General features: G+C 51.0%; 21 protein-coding genes. 8 read left to right on the top strand and 13 right to left on the bottom strand.

Annotation, left to right across the window (positions count from 1 at the left end; genetic code table 11):
- The first annotated feature begins 235 nt into the window (after positions 1–235).
- A complete protein-coding gene (gene topA, locus JK198_RS01835; RefSeq protein ID WP_212710591.1) occupies positions 236–2833 on the top strand; it encodes a type I DNA topoisomerase in 2598 nt (865 codons plus the stop codon).
- Between the two features lie 205 nt (positions 2834–3038).
- On the top strand, positions 3039–4013 hold the full coding sequence (gene cysB, locus JK198_RS01830) for an HTH-type transcriptional regulator CysB (protein WP_212707838.1): 975 nt from the start codon (positions 3039–3041) through the stop codon (positions 4011–4013).
- A gap of 547 nt (positions 4014–4560) precedes the next feature.
- On the opposite strand, the gene ribA is transcribed toward cysB, so the two are convergent.
- Positions 4561–5160 (bottom strand): GTP cyclohydrolase II, encoded by a 600-nt coding sequence (ribA, locus tag JK198_RS01820; RefSeq protein WP_212707836.1) that lies wholly within the window; start codon positions 5158–5160, stop codon positions 4561–4563.
- A gap of 210 nt (positions 5161–5370) precedes the next feature.
- Here ribA and JK198_RS01815 point away from each other — a divergent pair, with 210 nt between their 5' ends.
- The 5 genes from JK198_RS01815 to yciH all read left to right on the top strand — a co-directional run bounded on the left by JK198_RS01815 (position 5371) and on the right by yciH (position 8958).
- The gene (locus JK198_RS01815; protein ID WP_212710590.1) at positions 5371–6108 is read left to right on the top strand and encodes a phosphatase PAP2 family protein; all 738 of its coding nucleotides are present in this window, start codon (positions 5371–5373) and stop codon (positions 6106–6108) included.
- A 141-nt stretch (positions 6109–6249) separates the two neighbouring features.
- Entirely contained in the window at positions 6250–6561 is a 312-nt protein-coding gene (locus tag JK198_RS01810; protein ID WP_212710589.1) for a LapA family protein, read from the top strand.
- A 6-nt stretch (positions 6562–6567) separates the two neighbouring features.
- Positions 6568–7737 carry a lipopolysaccharide assembly protein LapB gene (lapB, locus tag JK198_RS01805; protein WP_212707833.1) on the top strand — a complete coding sequence of 390 codons (1170 nt, stop codon included), beginning with the start codon at positions 6568–6570 and terminating at the stop codon, positions 7735–7737.
- 178 nt (positions 7738–7915) lie between these two features.
- Positions 7916–8638: an orotidine-5'-phosphate decarboxylase gene (pyrF, locus tag JK198_RS01800; protein WP_212707832.1), complete on the top strand. Its 723-nt coding sequence runs from the start codon at positions 7916–7918 to the stop codon at positions 8636–8638.
- A complete protein-coding gene (gene yciH, locus JK198_RS01795; RefSeq protein WP_212707831.1) occupies positions 8638–8958 on the top strand; it encodes a stress response translation initiation inhibitor YciH in 321 nt (106 codons plus the stop codon). Before pyrF ends, yciH begins: the two co-directional genes overlap by 1 nt.
- A 52-nt stretch (positions 8959–9010) precedes the next feature.
- Here yciH and osmB read toward each other — a convergent pair whose 3' ends face one another.
- The 3 genes from osmB to JK198_RS01780 all read right to left on the bottom strand — a co-directional run bounded on the left by osmB (position 9011) and on the right by JK198_RS01780 (position 13891).
- A complete protein-coding gene (osmB, locus tag JK198_RS01790) occupies positions 9011–9226 on the bottom strand; it encodes an osmotically-inducible lipoprotein OsmB (RefSeq protein ID WP_212707830.1) in 216 nt (71 codons plus the stop codon).
- A gap of 289 nt (positions 9227–9515) precedes the next feature.
- On the bottom strand, positions 9516–11456 hold the full coding sequence (locus JK198_RS01785; protein ID WP_212707829.1) for an exoribonuclease II: 1941 nt from the start codon (positions 11454–11456) through the stop codon (positions 9516–9518).
- 125 nt (positions 11457–11581) lie between these two features.
- A complete protein-coding gene (locus JK198_RS01780; RefSeq protein ID WP_212710588.1) occupies positions 11582–13891 on the bottom strand; it encodes an FdhF/YdeP family oxidoreductase in 2310 nt (769 codons plus the stop codon).
- 258 nt (positions 13892–14149) lie between these two features.
- On the opposite strand from JK198_RS01780, the gene JK198_RS01775 reads away from it, so the two are divergent.
- On the top strand, positions 14150–15079 hold the full coding sequence (locus JK198_RS01775) for a LysR family transcriptional regulator (RefSeq protein ID WP_212707827.1): 930 nt from the start codon (positions 14150–14152) through the stop codon (positions 15077–15079).
- Here JK198_RS01775 and JK198_RS01770 read toward each other — a convergent pair.
- The 9 genes from JK198_RS01770 to pspF form a co-directional block, all read right to left on the bottom strand.
- Entirely contained in the window at positions 15055–16113 is a 1059-nt protein-coding gene (locus tag JK198_RS01770) for a hypothetical protein (RefSeq protein ID WP_212707826.1), read from the bottom strand. The genes JK198_RS01775 and JK198_RS01770 overlap by 25 nt on opposite strands.
- 213 nt (positions 16114–16326) lie before the next feature.
- The gene (gene fabI / locus JK198_RS01765; protein WP_212707825.1) at positions 16327–17115 is read right to left on the bottom strand and encodes an enoyl-ACP reductase FabI; all 789 of its coding nucleotides are present in this window, start codon (positions 17113–17115) and stop codon (positions 16327–16329) included.
- 141 nt (positions 17116–17256) lie between these two features.
- A complete protein-coding gene (gene sapF, locus JK198_RS01760) occupies positions 17257–18063 on the bottom strand; it encodes a putrescine export ABC transporter ATP-binding protein SapF (protein WP_212707824.1) in 807 nt (268 codons plus the stop codon).
- Positions 18064–18065: 2 nt separating this feature from the next.
- Positions 18066–19061, bottom strand: coding sequence for a putrescine export ABC transporter ATP-binding protein SapD (sapD, locus tag JK198_RS01755; RefSeq protein WP_212707823.1), 996 nt, complete (start codon positions 19059–19061; stop codon positions 18066–18068).
- A complete protein-coding gene (gene sapC / locus JK198_RS01750; protein WP_212707822.1) occupies positions 19061–19951 on the bottom strand; it encodes a putrescine export ABC transporter permease SapC in 891 nt (296 codons plus the stop codon). Before sapC ends, sapD begins: the two co-directional genes overlap by 1 nt.
- Positions 19952–19971: 20 nt before the next feature.
- Positions 19972–20163 carry a hypothetical protein gene (locus JK198_RS01745; RefSeq protein WP_212710587.1) on the bottom strand — a complete coding sequence of 64 codons (192 nt, stop codon included), beginning with the start codon at positions 20161–20163 and terminating at the stop codon, positions 19972–19974.
- 81 nt (positions 20164–20244) lie between these two features.
- Entirely contained in the window at positions 20245–21210 is a 966-nt protein-coding gene (sapB, locus tag JK198_RS01740) for a putrescine export ABC transporter permease SapB (protein ID WP_212707820.1), read from the bottom strand.
- Positions 21207–22835 (bottom strand): ABC transporter substrate-binding protein SapA, encoded by a 1629-nt coding sequence (sapA, locus tag JK198_RS01735; RefSeq protein ID WP_212710586.1) that lies wholly within the window; start codon positions 22833–22835, stop codon positions 21207–21209. Before sapA ends, sapB begins: the two co-directional genes overlap by 4 nt.
- A 140-nt stretch (positions 22836–22975) precedes the next feature.
- The gene (pspF, locus tag JK198_RS01730) at positions 22976–23983 is read right to left on the bottom strand and encodes a phage shock protein operon transcriptional activator (protein ID WP_212707818.1); all 1008 of its coding nucleotides are present in this window, start codon (positions 23981–23983) and stop codon (positions 22976–22978) included.
- Positions 23984–24109 lie beyond the last annotated feature (126 nt).

Here is a 24109-nt window from a genome sequence, read left to right as displayed (position 1 = left end):
TAACAGATTTTATCAGGTACAGTGTGGACGATTTGCGAATCAGGGAGTTCACGCCGTCAGCGGCCAGGATACCTGAGTAAAAGATTATTTTAATCATACTGTTAATATCCGGGCTATGGTTAGTTATCGATGATGTGGCGTGATTAGTGAGAGTCGGCAGCAAGCGCACTTGTTGCAAATCAGGGGAGTCATCCTCTCCCGTTCTTCAGGACGTTTTTATTAGGTAAAGTTATCTATGGGTAAAGCACTCGTTATTGTTGAGTCACCGGCAAAGGCTAAAACTATTAATAAATACCTTGGCAGTGGCTTCGTTGTTAAATCCAGTGTGGGTCATATTCGAGACCTGCCGACCAGCGGTTCGTTAGCGAAAAAAACGGCAGAAGCCGGTAAAGCTAAAACAACGAAAACCGGTAAGAAAGACGAGAAAAGTGCCCTGGTAAACCGCATGGGCGTTGATCCGTGGCATGGCTGGAAAGCCAACTATCAGATTTTACCGGGTAAAGAAAAAGTCGTTTCTGAATTACAGGCGCTGGCCGCTGATGCAGATCACATCTATCTGGCGACGGATTTGGACCGTGAGGGTGAGGCGATAGCCTGGCACTTACGGGAAGTTATTGGCGGAGATGACCAGCGTTTCAGCCGTGTGGTATTTAACGAAATTACCAAAAATGCGATACGTCAGGCATTTGAACAGCCCGGTGAGCTGAATATCGATCGTGTTAATGCTCAGCAGGCCCGGCGTTTTATGGACCGGGTCGTCGGCTATATGGTATCGCCATTATTGTGGAAAAAAGTCGCCCGCGGTTTATCTGCCGGCCGGGTACAGTCTGTGGCTGTACGACTGGTGGTTGAGCGGGAACGCGAAATCAAGGCCTTTGTTCCGGAAGAATACTGGGATATTGACGTTCGTCTGAATACCGCCGCGGGCAATGAGTTACTGATGCGGGTCACACATCAGGGTGATAAAGCTTTTCGCCCCGAAAATAAAGAAACGACTCAGGCAGCCGTTTCTTTGCTGGAAAAAGCCTCTTACCGGGTTACCGAGCGGGAAGATAAACCCACCAGCAGTAAGCCCGGCGCACCTTTTATCACTTCCACATTACAGCAGGCGGCCAGTACGCGGCTGGGCTTTGGGGTAAAAAAAACCATGATGATGGCTCAGCGTCTGTATGAAGCGGGTCATATTACCTATATGCGTACCGACTCCACGAATCTGAGTCAGGATGCCATCGAAATGGCACGTACTTATATTGATGAGAGTTTTGGTGACAAATACCTGCCCAAAACGGCGACCCTGTATGCGAACAAGGATAATTCACAGGAAGCGCACGAAGCTATTCGTCCTTCGGATGTGAATGTTGTCGCCGAACAGCTCAAAGATATGGAAGCGGATGCGCAGAAACTTTATCAGTTAATCTGGCGTCAGTTTGTTGCCTGTCAAATGGTGGCGGCGAAGTATGATTCAACCACACTGACTGTACAGGCCGGCGATTACCGTCTTAAAGCCAAAGGACGTACATTACGTTTCGATGGCTGGACAAAAGTGATGCCGGCTTTACGTAAAAATGATGATGATTTGACTCTGCCAGCCATTGAGGTGGGTGAGTCCCCGGCTTTACTTGATGTGCTTCCGGCCCGTCACTTCACCAAGCCACCGGCCCGTTTCAGCGAAGCATCGCTGGTTCGTGAACTGGAAAAACGCGGTATCGGTCGTCCGTCGACTTACGCGTCAATTATCTCAACTATCCAGGATCGCGGTTACGTCAGAACCGAAAGCCGTCGCTTTTATGCCGAGAAGATGGGCGAAATTGTGACTGACCGGCTGGAAGGTAACTTCCGCGAACTGATGAACTACGACTTCACCGCCCGGATGGAAGACAACCTTGATCAGGTGGCCAGCAATCAGGCGGATTGGCGTGCTGTACTGGATCATTTCTTCGCTGATTTCAGTCAGCAACTGGAACAGGCGGATAAAGACCCTGAAGAAGGGGGAATGCAGCCTAACCAGATGGTCATCACCTCAATTGAATGTCCGGCCTGCCAGCGACATATGGGAATACGCACCGCGACAACCGGTGTATTTCTCGGGTGTTCCGGCTATGCATTACCCCCAAAAGAGCGGTGTAAACAGACCATCAATCTGATTCCGGAAAATGAAGTATTAAATATTCTGGAAGGCGATGATGCGGAAACCAACGCATTACGCGCACGACCACGTTGTCAGAAATGCGGCACTGCAATGGACAGCTACCTGATCGATGAAAAACGCAAACTCCATGTCTGTGGTAACAACCCATCCTGTGATGGCTATCAGATTGAAGAGGGTGAGTTCCGCATCAAAGGCTATGATGGTCCGGTGGTGGAGTGTGAGAAATGCGGAAATGAAATGCATCTGAAAATGGGGCGTTTCGGTAAGTATATGGCCTGTACTAATGACGCCTGTAAAAATACCCGTAAAATCCTGCGTAACGGTGATGTTGCACCGCCAAAAGAAGATCCGGTACCGTTACCTGAATTAGCCTGTGAAAAGTCAGATGCTTATTTTGTGTTACGTGATGGTGCTGCAGGTATTTTCCTGGCAGCGAATACATTCCCTAAATCACGTGAAACCCGGGCACCGCTGGTGGAAGAATTACAGCGTTTCAGTGACCGTCTGCCGGAGAAGTTCGCTTATCTGACCCGGGCACCTGCCGCTGATCCTCAGGGAAATAAAACCCTGGTACGTTTTAGCCGCAAAACTAAGCAGCAGTATATTTCTTCTGAAAAGGAAGGCAAGGCAACCGGCTGGTCAATGTTTTATATTGACGGTAAATGGCAGGAAGCTAAAAAATAAAGCGTGCAGTACATCAGGGCCAGCGTTTGCTGGCCCTTTTATTTTTAACTGATATAGCTATTTGTTCTGTTGATAATTGTTTAATGCTATAGTAGTTATAGAAAAAATGCGTGTGTAGTCTGTTAATAATCAAAGAGATTATTAACAGATAATTATTTTGCAGGGACGCAGGCACTGACTGTCTTTTGTCCCGGAATGGTGGGCTATGAAATTACAGCAATTACGCTATATCGTCGAAGTCGTAAACCACAACCTTAATGTTTCTTCAACTGCAGAAGGGTTATATACCTCTCAGCCGGGTATCAGTAAGCAGGTACGTATGCTGGAGGATGAATTAGGTGTTCAAATCTTTTCACGGAGTGGTAAACACCTGACTCAAATAACCCCGGCCGGGGATGAGATTATCCGAATTGCCCGTGAAGTGTTGTCGAAAGTGGATGCGATTAAATCTGTGGCCGGAGAACATACCTGGCCTGATCAAGGGTCGTTATACGTTGCCACCACGCATACGCAGGCCAGATATGCTCTTCCGCCAGTGATCAAAGGCTTTATTCAGCGTTATCCGCGGGTGTCTCTGCATATGCACCAGGGCTCTCCGACGCAGATCGCGGAAGCCGTATCAAAAGGTAACGCTGACTTCGCTATCGCGACCGAAGCATTACACTTATACGATGACCTGGTGATGCTGCCTTGCTATCACTGGAATCGTTCAATAGTGGTTCCGCCGGACCATCCTCTGGCCGAAAAATCACATGTGACTATCCATGATTTGGCTGAATATCCGCTGGTGACCTATACCTTTGGTTTTACCGGCCGTTCCGCGTTGGACTCAGCATTTAATCAGGCCGGACTGACACCGCAAATTGTGTTTACTGCCACGGATGCTGACGTGATCAAAACCTATGTACGTCTGGGACTGGGTATTGGTGTTATCGCCAGTATGGCGGTTGATCCGGTTTCTGATCCTGACCTGGTGAAAATAGATGTATCAGATATTTTCAGCTACAGCACCACCAAGATAGGCTTCCGCAGCAGCAGTTTCCTCCGTACTTATATGTATGATTTCATTCAGCGTTTTGCACCTCATCTGACGCGTGATGTGGTTGATACGGCCATTGCTTTGCGCTCAAACGAAGATATTGAAGCCATGTTTAAAGATATTCGTTTGCCGGTGAAGTGAGAACCGAAGGACAGGAAAGTATTTCTGTGTTTTCTTAACCAATAGAAATATCAGTGTGTGCTATAAATTGCCGGTTATGGATGACCAGCAATTGACTCAGCTGTTGGCCGGTCATCATTCGGTCAGGGGTATTCTGGTCATTTACAGGGAGGGCTGTATGTCACTTACTTCATTATTTCATTCATTGTGCCGTTGTTATATACAGTCACTGGAAGCGCTGCCCGCGTCGCGTTTTCGTCGCCGGGTATGGCTGACGGTACTTGCTGGCTGTAGTCTATTCTGGCTAATTAGCGGCCTGTTAATTTTCCGGCTATTTTGCAGATAATGTCGGCGCGATAAAATAGCAGAGTCGTCCTGAGTATGTTTAGGCGCGGGGGAAATTAACTCCGGATGATGAGTAATAAAGGGGTATTGCGGTCATGTTGCGATATAAAATCATCCGGACCCCATAAAAACAGGCGAACAAATATTATTTCAGTAAAGTATTCCCTGTGACGGAAAAATAAAAGCCGGAATATCCGGCTTTCTGACTGACAATATTGCAGAATCAGTCGTCATTATGCTGCAGTAAATGTCCCATCTTAAGGGCTTTGGTATCCAGATAGCCGGTATTTTTCGGGTTCCTGCCGACTTCGAGGGGCACTCGTTCGCTAATATTAATTCCTGCTTCCGTCAGTACCCGGACCTTCGCCGGGTTATTGGTCAGCAGACGCACGGCATCTACCTCGAGTAATTTAAACATATCGGCACACAGGGTAAAATCACGTTCATCGGCAGCAAAACCTAATTTGAGGTTAGCTTCTACGGTATCGTAACCTTTATCCTGCAAGGAATAAGCACGGATTTTGTTCAGTAACCCGATATTACGGCCTTCCTGACGATGATACAGCAGGACGCCGCGTCCTTCGGTTGCAATGGCGTTTAATGCCGACTCCAGCTGGAATCCGCAATCACAGCGTAAACTAAACAAAGCGTCACCGGTCAGACACTCTGAGTGTACCCGCGCCAGGACAGGTGCCGGGCCGGAAATATCGCCAAAAACCAGGGCTGCGTGGTCTTTTCCGGTGCTAATTTCTTCAAAACCCACCATCAGGAAATCGCCCCATGGTGTGGGCAGTGTGGCTTGTGCCACCCGCTTAAGTTGCATGAAATACTCCGCTGTTGAAACCTGTTATTTTCAGTATTCTGAACCTGAGAGTTGAATATGTTATTGTGCCATAATCATTATCCCTGTGTGCAATACTCTGCTGCTCAGGATGAAATAAAGCACAATCAGAGCAATAACGAAGGTTAACTTATTTCGTCAGGCACAGAAAATAATAATTATCGATTTAGCCGCGGAGAAAACATATATACGATGTTAAAACTGCTGAAACTGACAGCCAGCGGCATGCTGATTTTACTGGTACTGCCATCGGCATTATGGGTTTCTGGCTGGCACTGGCAACCCGGGGCAGGCCGCGGCCTGCTGGCCGTATTGTTTGCAGCAACCGAAACCGTGACCCGTCCGTGGGGAATACTGACCACACTGATACTGGCCGCTGTGTTACTCTGGCAGCTGCGGCCTTATCAGTCAGGGGTAAAATCCCCGTTGCTGACGATGCTATGGGTGGTGGCGGTAGTCTGGGGCGGGCAGGGCATCAATGCGCTGATAAAAAACCAGGTCAGAGAAGCCCGGCCTTATGTTGCATGGCTGTACCCTTCGTCACCGTCAGAGATTGCCGGTTTTTACCGGTTATCGCCTGAGCAACGCAGCAGGCAGGTATACAGCGCAACCGCAGGCGATGCACTGCTGCCTGGCTGGCTTAAACAGCACTGGGCATTTGAAACAGGCTATTCTTTTCCTTCAGGCCACAGCATGTTTGCCGCCTGCTGGGCGTTACTGAACCTGGTTCTGTTATGGCCCCGTCGCTACTATAAAACGGTTATTGCCACCTTTATATGGGCACTTCTGGTAATCTGGAGTCGTATGGCTCTCGGAATGCACTGGCCATGGGATGTTATCATGTCAGTGGTGAATGCCGGGGGCATAGTTATTCTGGTGTCTGTGCCCGCGTATCTGCTGCTTTCCGCCAGTGGCCGTGATATGGAATAATGTGCTGAAGCAAAAAGCCATATTGTAAATATATTCTGCATCCCCATAATATAATGATGCAGGTGTACCGGAATGTCAGCCGTCCGCGGCCGGAGTCAGCGGATAGTACGGCTTACGGAAACAACGATAACAGGATACATTGTGAAATATTTAGTGATTTTTTTAGTCGTGCTGGTCATTTTTATTATCTCGATTACGCTGGGTGCCAAAAATGATCAGATCGTGACCTTTAATTACCTACTGGCCCGCGGCGATTTCCGAGTATCTTCCTTACTGGCCACCCTGTTTGGTGCCGGCTTTATCCTTGGCTGGGTTATCTGCGGGCTCTTCTGGCTGCGGGGCCGGTTGTCCCTGTCCCGTGCTCAGCGCAAGATCAAACGTCTTGAAGCGCAATATGTCACACCCTCGTCTGCGGTAACGACAGCGAACGGTAAAGCTGTGGTGAAGGAATAATTCGTCATGCTTGAACTGCTGTTTCTGTTATTGCCTGTTGCGGCGGCATATGGCTGGTATATGGGCCGCCGCAGTGCGCAACAAGACAAAAAACAGGAAGCGAACCGTCTGTCGCGGGACTACGTTGCCGGGGTTAACTTTTTACTGTCTAACCAGCAGGATAAAGCTGTTGACCTGTTCCTTGATATGCTTAAAGAAGACAGCGGGACTATTGAAGCGCATCTGACCCTCGGGAATTTATTCCGCTCACGGGGCGAGGTAGACCGCGCTATTCGTATTCACCAGTCGCTGATGGAAAGTACGTCCCTCGACTATGATCAGCGTTTGCTGGCCATTCAGCAACTGGGGCGGGATTATCTGGCTGCCGGTTTGTATGACCGGGCAGAAGATATGTTTAGCCAGCTCACTGATGAAACAGATTTTCGCGAAGGGGCGTTACAGCAATTATTACTGATCTATCAGCAGACCAGCGACTGGACACAGGCTATCGAGACGGCCGAACGTCTGGTGAAACTGGGTAAAACTAAACATAAAATGGAAATCGCCCATTTCTACTGTGAGCTGGCGTTACAGGCCATGAGCAGCGATGATCTTGATAAAGCGATGGGACTACTGCGTAAAGGTGAATCGGCTGATAAAAACTGTGCCCGGGTATCCATTATGCAGGGCCGTATTTTTATCGAACAGGGTGAGGAACAGAAAGCGGTACAGTCACTGCAGCGGGTGCTGCAACAGGACTCCGAATTTGTCAGCGAAATACTGGTATTGCTGGAAGGCTGTTATCAGCGGCTTGAGGCCCCCCGGTTATGGGTTGAGTTTCTGCAGCAATGTGTTGCCGCAGAAACCGGGAATGCAGCCGAATTATATCTGGCAGATATTATTGATAACGATGAAGGATCCGCTGCTGCCCAGTTATTTCTGATGAAGCAACTGGAGCATCATCCGACCACCCGTGGCTTCCACCGGCTGATTAATTATTATCTGCAGGATGCGGAAGATGGCAGAGCCAAACAGAGCCTGGTGATACTGAGGGACATGGTGGGTGAGCAAATCCGTATTAAGCCGCGCTATCGCTGCCAGAAATGCGGCTTTACCGCCCATGCTATCTACTGGCACTGCCCGTCCTGCAGAAGCTGGGCTTCAGTAAAACCAATCCGCGGCCTCGACGGTCAGTAAAAGTACGGGGCCGCGGGCCCTGTATTTTTAAGCCCCGCTTTAGTTACAACATACTATATAAAAGCGACTCATCGTGGGCCTGCCAGCGTGCAAAACAGGTGACATCGCAGGTCAGGCAGGTAGAATAAGCGCCGTTTGTCCGTATAGCTCGCAAGCCAGATTTTAAAGGAACCCTGCAATGACTGAATCATCGCCATCTTCTGTTACTTCACCGGTACTGGTCGCCCTTGATTTTGACGATACCCGTCGCGCGCTGTCGTTGGTTGACCTTATTGACCCGAAAAGCTGCCGGCTGAAAGTAGGGAAAGAGATGTTTACCCGGTTCGGCCCTGAATGGGTGAAAACATTACAGTCTCGTGGTTTTGACGTATTTCTGGACCTCAAATTCCATGATATTCCGAATACCGTCGCCCATGCGGTTGCCGCTGCTGCTGATCTTGGTGTCTGGATGGTGAACGTCCATGCCAGTGGCGGGGTACGGATGATGAATGCTGCCCGCGAAGCACTGGAGCCGATGGGGAAAGATGCGCCGTTACTGATAGCTGTTACCGTACTGACCAGCATGGAGGCCAGTGACTTAGCCGATATCGGTATTCAGCGTACTCCGGCGGAACACGCATTACATCTGGCTGCTCTGACCAGGGATTGCGGACTGGACGGCGTCGTTTGTTCAGCCCATGAAGCGGTAACTTTTAAGCAGCAACTGGGAAATGATTTTTTACTGGTAACCCCGGGCATACGGCCTGCCGGTAGTGCAGCACAGGATCAGCGCCGGATCATGACTCCGCCGCAGGCACGTCTGGCAGGTGTTGATTATATGGTGATCGGTCGCCCGGTCACTCAGGCTGCCGACCCGGCTGCGGCACTCTCCGCTATCCTCAATTCATTACAGGTATCCTGATGACTAAAGACACGCTGGTATACTCGACCGAAACCGGAAGAATAACGCCTGAACCTCAGCAAGTCGTCAGGCCAAAGGGCGATGGTACGGTGCGGATTATGCGTCAGACCAGTGGCCGTAAAGGTAAAGGGGTCTGCATTATTAGCGGACTGGATCTGGCTGATCAGCAACTGTCAGTGCTGGCGGCAGAACTGAAAAAAAAGTGTGGCTGCGGCGGTGCAGTGAAAGAGGGTGAAATAGAAATTCAGGGTGATAAACGTGATCTGCTCAAATCCCTGCTGGAAGCGAAAGGCTATAAAGTGAAACTGGCGGGCGGCTGAGACACATTACGGTAAGAAAAGGGCCATTCAGGCCCTTTTCTCTGTAACAGAACTAATGTACCTGACGCCCGATCACACCGCCGACGGCGGCACCACCTAGGGTACCCAGCGTACTCCCTCCGGTCAGAATATTGGCACCAATAGCGCCGACACCGGCACCCAGTGCGGTATTCCTGTCGCGTTTTGACCAGCCAGAGCAGCCAGCCAGGCTGCACAGTACCAGTGTCGCTATCAGGGCAGAGGTAATGCTTTTTTTTGTGATTATCACAGTCAACTCCTGTATTAATCCCCGCAGAACGGCAGATAAGACGACTGAAATTTATGAGTATTCACCTGTCTCCGGGTGACATATAGATAACGCCGGTTATGTCGCAGTTGTCAGCTGCATTTATAACGGATGCTATTTTATGCTTAACAGGCATCCGCGGAAGGGTGAATATTCCGAATCAGCATTCGTATTTTTCTTAATTCAGCGGCGCAGCGGACGGCAGGATCAACGGCAAGCAAGAGGCGGGGGAAGAGCAGTGCGTACCGGGTGATCCGGTACGCACCAGACATCAGACTGCCGGACGGGCAACGACGTTACGATTTTCCATGCGAACTTCGGCAATGGTTACGTCGATAAGGTCGGTTACACGATAACGGACTTCGCCTTTAATCTGAGCGGTCCCGTTTTCCTGACTGCAGACTAATTCATCACGCACACTATGAATGAACGGGGCAGGGATAAAGGCAACCGCACCAATATCTGTCAGCCGGACACGCATACCGCCGCGGGAGATATCAATAATCTCTGCAGCAAATTTCTGCTCAGTCCCTGCATAAGGTGCCAGATAACGGGCATACAGCCAGTCACCGACATCACGCTCAGCCATACGGTTAAGGCGGCGACGCTCACCCATAATGGTGGTTAACTCTGCAGCAGGTGGTTTTACCTGTTGCTGTTCGCCAAGGATAATGGCTTTCAGCAGACGGTGGTTGACCATATCACCATATTTACGGATCGGTGAAGTCCAGGTAGCATAAGACTCCAGTCCTAATCCGAAATGTGGTGCGGGCTGGGTACTGATTTCTGCAAAAGACTGGAAGCGACGAATACGGGTATCCAGATATTGCGTTGGCTGGTTATCCAGCTCGCGGCGCATCTTTTTAAACCCTTCCAGCGTCGCGATCTCTTTAGGGTCTGCGCTAATACCATGACCCGCCAGCACACCGGCAACCTGCTCAGCATTGGCCTCATCCAAACCGGCATGGACGTTGTAGATACCGTAGCCCAGTGAATCAGCCAGAACTTTCGCCGCACAGATGTTGGCGGTAATCATTGCTTCTTCGATCATCCGGTTAGCTATCCGGCGTGGTTCGGCAATAATATCCAGTACTTCGCCTTTTTCACCCAGCATAAAACGATAATCAGGACGGTCTTTAAACACCAGCGCATGGGTTTTACGCCATTCAATGCGGGCCAGACAGAAACGATGCAATAGCGTAATCTGCTGTGCCACCGCTTCACTGGCAGGCTGCCATTCACCGGTATTTTCCAGCCAGTCGGAAACATTGTCATAAGCCAGTTTAGCTTTGGACTCAATCCATGCCGCGAAGAAGTGAATATTGTCGTCCGGCGTACCCTCTGCATCAATGGTGATATGACAGGCAAGTACTGGCCGGCGGGCTCCCGGACGCAGAGAGCAGACATCGTCTGATAACTGGCGGGGCAGCATCGGAATATTGAAACCGGGCAAATAATTGGTGAAGGCCCGCAGAGACGCCAGTTTATCCAGTTCACTGCCTTCCGGCACGTAAGCGGTAGGATCTGCAATCGCGACGGTAAGGCGCAGCCGTCCGTCGGCCAGCTGTTCGCAGAACAGTGCATCATCCATATCTTCGGTACTGGCACTGTCAATGGTGATAAATTCGAGCGCAGTCAGATCTTCACGCACTAATTTTTCATCCAGCATCTCACCAAAAGCAGTTTCCGGGGCAGACCGCTCGAGGTTGTGACGTGACAGTGTCACCCACCACGGTGCCAGGTGGTCATCACCAAAGGTAATAAATTCGGTCAGTTCCGCATAGAAACTGCGGTCACCTTTCAGCGGGTGCCGGCGCATTTCGGCGACAGCCCAGTCACCGGCCTGAAAATTGTGTTCCAGGTTACGGGCCGGACGGCACTGGATCGCATCTTTCAGTAACGGATGGTCCGGGATAATTGACAGCCGGTCATCTTTTTTCTGAATACGACCGACAAATCGTGACAGGAAGGGCTCAACCAGCGTTTCAGGTTCAGCACTCTCTTTACCATTACTGGTATGGATCACCGCAACCACACGGTCACCGTGCATGACTTTCTTCATCTGCGGTGGCGGAATAAAGTAGCTCTTCTGGGCATCGACTTCCAGAAAGCCAAAACCTTTATCGGTACCTTTTACCACCCCTTCAGCCCGGGGGGTCTGGGCATGAAGTGTTTCTTTGAGCTGCGACAGCAGCGGATTATCCTGGAACATAGTTTTTTAGTTTCGTGGCCTAACAGCGGCTGACAGTTTTACGCGAATCATGCCACCCGGGCAAGAGCCAAACGGTGAAAGATAAAAAAAGCCGGAGATGTTTCCGGCTTTTTACACAAAATGGCTCAGGCAATTCTCAGTGACGGTGGTTCTGTGGTCAGTGAAATTTTTACCGGTACTGACTTAGAGGTGGGAGTTCCGCTGTCATCACCAAAACTTGATAAGGGCACCAGCGGGTTAGTTTCCGGATAATAAGCCGCCAGATTGCCGCGGGGGATATTATAAGGAACCAGCACAAACCCTTGTACCTGACGGGTGATACCATCATTCCACAGGGTTTCAATATCGACTTGCTGACCTTCGGCCAGACCCTGTTCATCCATATCCTGCGGGTTGATAAAGACAACTTTCCGCTGACCATACACACCGCGGTAACGGTCATCCAGACCATAGATAGTAGTATTGTACTGGTCATGGGAACGCAGAGTCTGTAAGACAAACGGGGCTTCTCCCATCGATAATTGCGGAAATAATCCGTCAGGCAGACGTGAGGCATTGAACTCAGCTTTACCCGACGGAGTGGCAAATTCAAGGCGTGCCGCAGCATTCCCCAGATAGAATCCGCCGGGCGTATCACATTTTCGGTTAAAATCACCGAATCCGGGGATGGTCGCCGCAATATGCTCACGGATCTGGCGGTAATCATCCGCCATCGCCAGCCAGTTGACACTATCACTGCCCAGTACAGCATCGGCGATACCTGCCACAATCGCGGTTTCAGAACGCTGGGTATCCGCCAGCGGAATACCGACACCTTCTGATGCATGTACCATACTGAAAGAGTCTTCGACGGTAATAAATTGCGGACCACTGCCGCGGATATCCCTTTCGGTACGTCCAAGGGTGGGTAATATCAGGCTGTTCCGGAAACCGGGAACCAGATGTGTCCGGTTCAGTTTAGTACTGATATGTACCGTCAGACCACAACGCTGAATAGCTTCTTCAGTACGTGGCGAATCCGGAGCGGCGGCGGCAAGGTTACCGCCCAGGGTCACCAGCACCCGCACTTCGTCACGCAACATAGCTTCTATGGCTTCTACCGTATTATGTCCGGCCTGCCGTGGTGGCTCGAATTTAAAATGGCTGCCTAATGCATCCAGAAAAGCACGGCCAGGTTTTTCATCAATCCCCATCGTCCGGTTGCCCTGTACGTTACTGTGACCACGTACAGGGCACAATCCTGCCCCTTTTTTACCTAACTGACCGAATAACAGTTGCAGGTTGACTATCTCACGGACAGTATCCACCGAGTGTTTGTGCTGCGTAATTCCCATCGCCCAGCTACAAATAACCCGTGATGAGTTTTGGTAAATAGCCGCAGCCTGACGGATCTCAGGCTCTGACAGACCGGACTGGCTGATGATTTTCTGCCAGTCTGTTGCATCGACCGCGGCCAGATAGGCTTCGGCTCCGACAGTATATTCGGCAATAAATTGTGTATCGAAAATACCCTGTCCGGTTGAAGCCAGCTGCTGACGATGCTGTTCGAGTAAAGCTTTTACCATCCCGCGCACGGCAGCCATATCTCCGCCCAGCTTTGGCTGATAGTAGGAAGAACTGATGTTACCTGCCATCGGTGTCACGACTTCCAGCGGGTTCTGCGGGTCAGCGAAGCGTTCCAGCCCGCGCTCACGTAATGTATTAAAAGTAACGATTTTTGCACCGTGGTCTGCTGCATGGCGCAGACTGTGCAACATTCGCGGGTGATTGGTTCCCGGATTCTGACCAAAAACAAAGATCGCATCAGCGCTGTCAAAATCATCAAGACGGATAGTTCCTTTTCCTACGCCAATACTGCGTTTAAGTCCGGTACCGCTGGCTTCATGACACATATTCGAACAGTCAGGGAAATTATTGGTACCCAGCATCCGGCCAAATAACTGGTACAGCCAGGAGGCCTCGTTACTGGCGCGTCCAGAGGTATAGAGTTCAATCTGGTCAGGGTTATCCATCTGCCGGATATGTTTTGCGATCAATGCAAAAGCATCTTCCCAGCTTACGGGTTCATAGTGATCGGTCTCGGGGTTATAAGACAGGGGGTGTGTCAGGCGGCCCTGGTATTCCAGAAAGTAATCACTTTCTGCATACAAACGGCTGACAGAATGGGCCGCAAAAAAATCATTATCCACTTTGCGGCGTGTTGCTTCCCAGGTGACGGCCTTGGCACCATTTTCGCAAAAGCTGAAAGTGCTTTTGTTATCGTCCCCCCAGGCACAGCCCGGACAATCGAAGCCACGGGCCTTATTCATGCGCAGCAGGTTACGCATATTTTTCAATACAGCTTTACTTTCAAATACATAACGGGTGGTCGCTTCCAGAGAGCCCCAGCCACCGGCGGCCGCGCGATACGGTTTGATCTGACGTTTAAATTTCATAGTGAGCGACTTATGTGATCTGAATGTTATTTACAAGTATTTATTATATGAACGAAATTGTCCTGTTTGGTGTGTTATATGTCTAATTGATTACAACAAACGAGCAATAGATAAAATTTATCGCAGGATAATGTCTTGCATCCGTGGCGGAAGCGCGGGATCCTGATAAACATATTCATCAAATTAATGATTTATCACTATCTGCGGTGAAACAGTGGCTCTGCTGCCACCATGTTACGCCGGGAGAACGCGGGGACTATGGACTTAAAGCAACTGGTTTATTTATGTAATCTCGAACGCGAAAAGCATTTTGGCCGTGCTGCAGAAGCCAGTTTTGTCAGTCAGCCGACGCTGTCTCTGCGTCTGAAAAGCCTTGAAACGGAATTAGGTGTCTCACTGATTAACCGTACCAATAGTTTCTCCGGGTTTACCCCTGAAGGCGAACGGGTACTCAGCTGGGCACGCGAGATCGTTTCGGTTTATCAGGGACTGAAACTTGAAGTGGATGCAATGAAACACGGCATACAGGGAACGCTGCGGATTGGTGTGGTTCCCCAATGCAGTCTGTCGCTGACAGGGATTCTGCAGACGGTTTCACAACGTTATCCGGAAATTAATTACCGGATAGAAGTACTAAGTGCAGACCAGCTGCTCGAAGCGATTAACAGTCATACGGTCGATGTCGCATTTGGTTTTTTTGAAATGAGCACTTTGCGTGAATTGCATTTTCAGAATGCATTCTTCTCTGATCAGGGCGTCGTTGCTCTCTATTGCCGGAAAACGTTTCCCTTACCGGACCAGAAAAAATCACTGACGCTGGCCGAAGTGTCCGAATATCCGCTGTGTCTGGCAGCCGGTACCCGTTATTTTCGCCGCTATCTGGATAACTGTTTTCGTCAGGCAGCCGTGACGGTCAGGGTGATTATTGAAAGCCCGTCAGTATTACAGTTGCTGGAAAGTGCTCACCAGGGGATGGGGATGCTGCTGGCCCCGCGGGGAAATATACTGCCGGCGATGCAGGGGGAGCTCGGACAGATCGGGCTGGAAATACCGGCAATGACCCGTCAGGGGGCGATGATCATTGCCGGTGCCGGCAGGGCAACCCCCTTAACTCAGCATTTTTTTGATGAAGCCCGTCAGTCAGTCACGCTGTTTCACAACCATTACGCCAGCAGCATCAGGGACTGATCCCATCCGCGGGCGGAGACGCGGAACAGCAGTTGTAACAGTGCTGCCATCGTCCAGCCCTGCCTGAGTAAGTTCTCCGCGTTACTGGTGTCGTAGTGTACCGGTATCTGTATCAGCTGGTGGATGAATCGGCGTATTGCCGGATTGCCCGGCGGCTGTTCGCCCATAGCCGCGGTTATTTCTGCCTGTATCTGACGATCGATCCGGTGACACCCGGGGGATGACAGCGGGCTAACCTGAGTGTCGCGTAAAGTTAACCATGCTTCTGCTGCCAGCGGGGCATGGGCGATGATACCGGCCGGGAGCTGCGGCTGGCCGAGTGCGGCAACCTGCCGCAATACGTTCAGATGAACCGGGCCGATGGAATGTAAACCGATAAAGGGTAATTTCTCACTGACAGAGTCCGTCCGCCAGCCGGGAAAGACCGGGGCCGCGGCCGCCATAAAAGCAGCAGACAGCCTGATACCTGTCAGTGCGATAATCCCGGCCATCATTCGTGATTGCCAGCGAATAAAGCCGCAAATCTGATGCAGGGTCAGGATATCTGCAGCGGTCAGTCCTGTGCCCAGCAACCGGGTCAGTGACGGGGGAACAGCTGTCGCCGGTGCACATGCCAGTTGCCGGGCATATTGGGTAATGTCAGTCAGCCGGTGATTATTCTGTCGGGTACCGGGAGGTCCGGGCAAGGGAGCAAGATGACGGGCATAAAAATCACATAACGGGTTGATATCACTCAGCTGTGCTATTGTCAGCGCAATATTAAAACGATCATACAGGCTGAGAGAACAGTGTTGTTCCGGACAGGGACCTTCCGGAAACAGGCGGCTGTAGACTGCAGCACTCTGGCGACTGACAGGGTCCAGTAACCGGCGCAAGCCGGCGGGCAGGGCCGGATGCTGCATCAGTCCGGCAAATAAATCCGCCTGCTGCCACAGAGAATCACCGCAGCTACCGGCAGGTACCGTCTGCGGTGCTGACGTTGCCTGTGATTCACTTAATAGGGTGTAGTGACTATGACTATGCCGCAATTCCATAGTAATTCCTTCTGTTTTCAGACAGAACCCATGTAACAGGGGGCCTGTAAACCGTCTCACGGATATAGTGGCTTAGCAGAGATGCAGACAGAAGGATTGTTAGGGACTAACTAATAACAGGCAGGTATATAAATGAAAATGCAGGGGGAACCAGGGGCGGCATCCGGTAACGGACTACCACAGCAGGCGGGTTAACCGCCTGCTGTGGGAAACTTATTTCAGTTCCAGTTCGTTCATTGCGGCGATGCTGAAGCCACCATCAACGTGTAAGATTTCACCGGTAACACCACCGGCCAGGTCAGAACACAGGAAAGCCGCGGAATTACCGACATCTTCGATGGTGACGGTACGACGAATCGGCGTTACTGCTTCACAGTGTGACAGCATTTTACGGAAGTCTTTAATGCCTGAGGCTGCCAGAGTACGGATTGGACCTGCAGAGACGGCGTTGACACGCACACCTTCAGGGCCCATAGCGTTAGCCATATACCGCACGTTAGCTTCCAGAGATGCTTTAGCCAGACCCATTACGTTGTAGTTAGGGATAGCACGTTCTGCACCAAGGTAAGACAGCGTCAGCAGGGCTGAGTTCGGGTTCAGCATGGCACGGCATTCTTTGGCCATCGCGACGAAGCTATAGGCACTGATGTCATGGGCAATTTTGAATCCGTCACGGGTAACGGCATTCACATAGTCACCGTCCAGCTGGTCGCCGGGCGCAAAACCGATAGAGTGTACAAAGCCATCAAATTTCGGCCAGACTTTTTCCAGTTCGGTAAACAGATTTTTAATGCTGTCATCTTCTGCAACATCACAAGGCAGAACAATGTCTGAGCCCAGGTCTTTGGCAAAGCCTTCAACGCGAGACTTTAATTTTTCGTTTTGGTAAGTGAATGCCAGTTCAGCACCCTGTTTGTGCATCGCCTGAGCGATACCCCATGCGATAGACAGTTTACTGGCAACGCCAGTGACCAGAATGCGCTTACCGGAAAGAAAACCCATAGCTGTAATCCTTAATATGGTTATTGTTGTTGGCGGTGGCTGGTGTTTTTTCAGCCGTGCCGCAATGTTCAATCGGTGGATTCTAACACGACAATGGGTTATCAGGTAAAGTGGCGAAGGTTCAGAGCAAAATTCTGTGGATTATCGTTCACTTCGTCGCCAGGCATCGGCGGTCAGCGCCTCGCCGAAGTGGCTGTTAATCAGCCGTCGTGTCAGATCATGGAGCGGGGAAGCAAGGACATCAGCAGTACCGCCGCGTTCCACTACCTGTCCCTGATGCATCACCATCACCAGATCACTGATATGTTTCATCATGCCGATATGCTGTGTCACGTAAATATAGGACAGCCCGTCCCGTTCCTGTAACTCCAGCATCAGATTCACCAGTTGCGAGCGCATAGTCATATCCAGCGATGCCAGTGCTTCGTCAGCTACAATGACTTTAGGCTCTAATATCAGAGCCCGGGCAAGAGCCAGGCGCTGTTTCTGGCCAGGAGCCAGCATATGAGGATAGTATCCGGCATGATCGCGTAATAATCCGACCTTACGCAGTGTTTCGATGATCCGCAGTTCCCGTTGTTCCGCCGACAGACCGCTATTCAGCCTGAGGGGCAGGTCCAGTATCTGGCTGACACGTTGCCTCGGGTTGAGTGAGGTGCCGGGATCCTGAAAAATCATGCGGATAACCTGACTGCGGTAACCATAATCGCCAAATTCCAGCGGATGATTATTAATAATAATTTCGCCGCTGCTCGGCGCTATCATCCCGCTTAACATTTTTGCCAGTGTCGATTTACCGGAACCATTTTCGCCAATAATCGCCAGTGTCTGTCGCTCACGTAATGTAAAGCTGACATTTTTAACCGCATCAATATGCTGTGGCCGGAATAACCCCGTTTTATAACGATAGGTTTTACACAAATCACGGACTTCGAGTAAGGTTTCCATAGTTATTGCGGCTCTTTATTTAACGGAAAGTGGCAGGCATAAAGATGCGTTTTGCTCCCGGTCAGCCGGGGGGCCTGAATACAGTCACGTTGTGCATACGGGCAGCGAGGCCCCAGACGGCAACCCACAGGTAAATGCTCCAGAGAGGGGATGGCACCCGACAGGGTATTCAGGCGGCTTTTATGGGGCAGGGCGCGTCCGAAATCAGGCATAGAACGGATTAAAGCCTGCGTATAGGGATGATGGGGGGTCGCTATCAGTTCATCGCTGAGAGCCGTTTCAACCGTCTGCCCGCAATACATCACGTTAATCCGGTTGGCCCACTGACCGAGAGTCCGCAGGTCATGACTAATCAGTAAGATAGTGGTGTTATTATTCTGATTAAGCCGGCTCAGTAACCGGAAAATCTGCGCCTGGGTGGTCGGCTCCATGGCATTGGTCGGTTCATCGGCTATCAGCAACCGGGGTTTATTGGCCAGCGCGATGGCAATCATAACTTTCTGGCACTCACCTTCGGTCAGTTCATAAGGAAAACTGCGCATAATATCCTTATGATCTTTAATCCCTACGCGGTGTAATAACTCGATGGCCCGCTGTTTCCGCCACCGCCAGAACCGGCGATACCAGTGGCCTTTCAGTGTCCAGCCGGGGATTGCCTGAATCAACTGACGGCCAATACTTTCTGAAGGATCCAGACAGGACTGGGGCTCCTGAAAAATCATCGAAATATGGCGGCCGATAATTTTCCGGCGTTCACGGGGCGTCAGCAGCAGTAAGTCGATATCATTAAAACGCATCCGGTCCGCCGTGACACGCCAGTTATCCGAGGTCACACCGCAGATAGCCTTGGCTATCAGGCTTTTACCGGAGCCGGATTCACCCACCAGCCCGCGAATTTCGCCTTCATTCAGGGTCAGGTTTACCTTATCTACCGCTTTGACCGGCCCCTCGGCGGTGAAAAATTCAATGGTGAGATTGCGTATATCCAGTAACGGCATTATTTGACCCCGGCTTCGATAGCACGACGTATACCGTCGCCTAATAAATTGATGATCAGTACGCTGACCATCAGCATGACGCCGGGCAGCATCACTGTCCAGGGCGCTACATAAATCAGCTCCAGAGAATCACCGAGCATGGCACCCCATTCGGGTGAAGGCAATTGCGCACCGAGACCGAGAAAGCCCAGGGCGGCAATATCCAGCACTGCCATCGATAAACCCCGGGTAAATTCACTGACCAGCAGGGGTAACACATTGGGCAGAATGGTGTCTTTGAGTAAAGTGATTGGGCTTGCGCCATCCAGCCGCGCTGCCACCACATACTCTTTTTCCATCTGTTCATGAATAGCGATATAAATTGCCCGGACCAGCCGTGGCATTAACGCCAGCCAGACAGCGATTAATGCATGGAACAGGCTGGGACCGGCAAAAGCCACCACAATAATCGCCAGCAGTAACGACGGAATAGATAACAGAGTATCAAGGATGTGATTCATGATCGCCGAACGGAAACCATGGGTCAGCCCCGCAAGGATACCGATTAAAAAGGCACAGATAGCGGAAAAGACAGTAACCAGAATGGCTGAGCCGACAGTCGGTGCTGCCCCGCGTAATAAACGACTGAGCAGGTCCCGGCCCAGGTCATCGGTACCAAGAAAAAAAGAGACATCGCCGTAACGCGACCAGGAAGGGGGTAATAACTGGTAACCCATAAATTGCTGGTCAACACCGTAAGGTGCCAGTAACGCGCCAGACAGGCATAACAGCAGCAACAGGGCAAAACCATACAGACCGACCATTGCTGCAGTATCGTGATAAAATTTCCCCCAGGACTGACGAAAGGTGCCGGGCAGACGTTTTTCCTGATAGATATTATCGATGGGCATATATCACCGTCTTACTTCTGTTAATTTTCATGTAATGACTTCAGTGAGTCTTCACACTGTTTTTCCAGTCCGGCATGGACATCCGGCGGCAGTGGTGCGGTCATCATATGCTGGTATTCCAGACACTGTCGCGTGGTCTGATCGGCAGACTTATCCGGGGAACAGCCTGCCAGCAGAGGTAGCAGTAATAATGGCATCAGTAATTTTAACATCTATCGTTTCCTGTGGTGATCTGACAACAAACCGCACTACGACTGGCAGTCAGGGCAGTAAGGGAAAACCGCAACTGCCGGTTATCTGAGGGCATACCATTCTTTATGTTTCAGCGGATTTAAAGCTGCGCCGATAATATCTGACAGTACATTTACGATGACCACCATACTGCCAATTACCATCACTCCGGCAGAAATAGCGGCATAATCCTGCTGACGGACGGCCGCGATCAACCAGTGCCCGGCCCCTGGCCAGTTGAAAACCACCTCGGTGATCATGGTCAGAGTCAGCATGGTGGAAAACTGCATGCCGAGGTGCGGGATCACCGGCGGTAAAGCGTTATGCAGTACATGGCGACGGATAACGGTAAAACGGGATAAACCGCGGGTGATGGCTGCTTTGACATAACTTTTATCGATCACTTCAAGGGTACTGTGGCGCATTAAACGGATCACTTCCGTCATCGGGGCCACGGCCAGAGTCACCACCGGTAGCAGCAGATGCTGAAAAATACTGACCAGCATTTCATGACGCCATACGGAGTGAGTCAGCAGCGCATCAATCAGCACAAACCCGGTAACATGCGGCAGAGGATAAAGCAGGTCAAGACGGCCGGATACGGGTAACCAGCCCAGAGTCAGGGAAAAGAACAACGTCAGCAGCAATGCCAGCCAGAATACCGGTAACGAAAAACCGAGTAATGCCAGAGCACTGATCAGCCGGTCCTGCCATTTTTTACGCATCACTGCCGCAATGATCCCCAGCGGGATCCCCAGCAACAGTGCCATCAGAAATGCCAGCACGCAAAGTTCCAGGGTAGCCGGAACCACTTCTTTCAGCTGATCGATGATCGGCTGGCCATTAACACTGGAGACGCCAAAATCCAGACGTAACATATCTTTAAACCAGAACCACCAGGCATCAGACAGAGAGGCACCTTCCAGCGGAGCATGGGGGGTGAAATAACTCAGGCTGAAAGCAACCAGCGATAAAAAAAACAGGGTTACTGCCAGTAATACCAGCCGCCGTAAAATAAAGATAATCATGGGGCATTTCCTTCTGAATCATCACGGTACACTCCGGCAAACGAGGTATTACCGAACGGGCTTAACACCAGCCCTTTAATATCATAGCGATAAGCCTGTAAACGCAGTGATGATGCCAGCGGCAGTACCGGTAACTGGTCGGCCAGCATTTGCTGAGCCTGATCATAACTGTCAATCCGGTCAGCCAGTTGCTGTGAGGTTAAGGCTGACTGTAATATCTGGTCAAATGCAGGGTAACACCAGTGGGCATAATTGGTTGCAGAATTGATAGCCGCGCAGCTAAGCAATGGCCTGAAAAAGCTGTCCGGGTCATTACTGTCGGTTGCCCAGCCTGCCAGAGTCAGGTCATGATTAAGTGACATCAACTGAGCTTCCTGAAAACGGCCCTCTACCGGCACAATATCGACGCTAACGCCAATCCGTCCCAGATCGGCCTGAATCAGCTCTGCCGTTTTAAGCGGGCTGGGATTCCAGGGTTGTGAGGCGACGGGCACCATCAGCTTCAGATGCAGATCCTGTATGCCGAGTTGTTTAAGCCGTTGCTGTGCTTGCTGCGGATTATAATCGGAAATACGGGTACGGTTATCATAAGCCCAGGACGCACGGGGTAAAACAGAAGCCGCGGTTTCTGCCGTACCATAATAAATGGAAGAAATCAGCCGTTCATTATTAATCGCCAGTGACAGGGCTTTACGCACCTCCGGGTTATCCAGCGGTGGTTTACGGGTATTAAATGCCAGATAGGCAATGTTCATCCCCGGGCGAAGTGCCATCCGCAGTCGCGGGTCATCGCGCAAAATAGACAGCTGACTGGCGGCCGGATAGGCCAGCACATCACATTCACCGGTCAGTAATTTAGATAAACGGCCGGTGCCTCCGGCGCCGATATCGATGACAACCTGTTGCATACGCGGCACGCCTTTCCAGTACTGCGGATTACGTATCAGCCGGATAAACTGCCCTGAACGGTATTCAGCCAGCTGAAAAGGGCCGGTGCCCACCGGATGGCTGTCCATTGCTTCCTGATGTCCGCTGGCGGTTAACTGGTCAGCATATTCTTTGGATAATACCGGTGCATAGTGGGTGGCAATATGCCACAGGAAAGAGGCATCCGGGTGGGAGAGGCGAAATTCGACCGTGTAGTTGTCCAGCGTTTTGATGCTCAGGACATTATCCGTAAACTGAAGACTGTCGAAATACGGGTAATTTCCGCCGCCGACCTGATGCCATGGGTTGCTCCGGTTAAACATCCGCGAAAAACTAAACACCACATCATCGGCATTCAGGCTGCGGTGCGGGGTAAACCAGTTGGTGGACTGAAAGTTAACCCCGTGGCGAAGGCGGAAAATATAGGTCGCACCGTGATCTCTGACTTCCCAGCCCGATGCCAGTTCCGGCACCAGACGGTAAGTGTAGGGGTCGACACCCAGCAAACGGTCGTAGAGCTGCGCGGCCAGGGTATCCACTGTAAGGCCACTGCTGGCCAGTTGCGGATTAAAGGTATTCAGTACCCCGTTCACACAATAGACAAAACCGCTCTGACGGATGTCCTGCTGAGATGCGGAAAAGGCGGCACCGCAGTACAGACTGAGTCCCAGGCACAGCGCAGAATAGAATTTCGACATAGTACTCAAAGAATTTTAATAGATTGGCGGCAGTGTATCGCAAACCCGGCGGTTACCCCAACCCTGGCGTATGCGGTGCTGCTCTTTTTCATGGTGTCTGCTGGCAACGGTGCGCGGCACTATCCCCGGAAACAGCATCATCAGCGCCCGGCGGACACCTGATGTTTTTTTATTAAAGCCCGTAACTGATGATAGGTCAGTCCGAGATCAGCGGCTGCTTTACGCTGGTGGTAATGATTTTTTTGCAGACTCAGCATCAGCAGACGGTATTCCTGACTATTTTGCCATTCCCGTAAATTTACCGGCAATCCCGGTAAATGCTCTTCAGCGTCCGGAACGGGGGGCGTGGCCTGCAGGGAATCTCCGCCAGCACTGTCCGGCCGGAAAGGATTAAAAATAATCCGGTCCAGCAGCTGTTCGCTGCTGTTGTGGCGATAGATGGAACGCTCGATAACATTTTTCAGCTCCCGCACATTGCCTGGCCACGGCCAGCTGAGCAGCTGATGACGGGCCTTATCACTGAAACCGGGGAATAAGGGCAGTCCGAGTTCACGGCACATCCGGAGAGCAAAATATTCACCCATGACCAGTATATCGCTTTGTCTTTCACGCAGTGGCGGAATAATCACTACATCGAATGCCAGCCTGTCCAGCAGGTCAGCACGGAATTTTCCCTGCGCGGCCAGCGCCGGTAAGTCCTCATTCGTCGCGCAAACCAGCCGCACATTCACCTGCAGCGAGTGGTTGCCGCCGACACGTTCCAGTTGCCCGTATTCAATCACCCGCAACAGCTTTTCCTGAACCATCATCGGTGCGGTTGCCAGCTCATCGAGGAACAGAGTGCCACCATCAGCCCGTTCAAACCGTCCCAGATGCCGTTTCTGTGCCCCGGTAAAGGCACCGGCCTCATGGCCAAATAATTCGGAATCCAGCAGGTTATCGTTCAGTGCTGCACAGTTAAGGGAAACAAAAGGCCCTTGCCAGCGGGCAGAAAGATAATGCAGACGGTTGGCAATCAGCTCTTTACCGGTACCTCGTTCACCGATCACCAGCACCGGTTTATTAAGTGGCGCCAGGGCAGAAACCTGTTCCAGCATCTCAAGAAAGTTATTGGACTCACCCAGCAGATTATCCTGACGCTCACTCATGATTATTTTGACCAGCTATTAATTAATTTCACCATTCTACGGGATCTTTCTGACAGGGCAATTAAATAAAATCATTTAAAAACATTAAGTTAAAAACTGGCATGCCGATTGCTAATACAAGTGGCA

Origin of the sequence: Tatumella sp. JGM91, from assembly GCF_018257575.1 — a bacterium.
GTDB classification, from domain to species: Bacteria; Pseudomonadota; Gammaproteobacteria; order Enterobacterales; family Enterobacteriaceae; genus Tatumella; species Tatumella punctata.
Note: the sequence above shows the minus strand (reverse complement) of the source record. Positions and strands in the feature narration are given on the sequence as shown.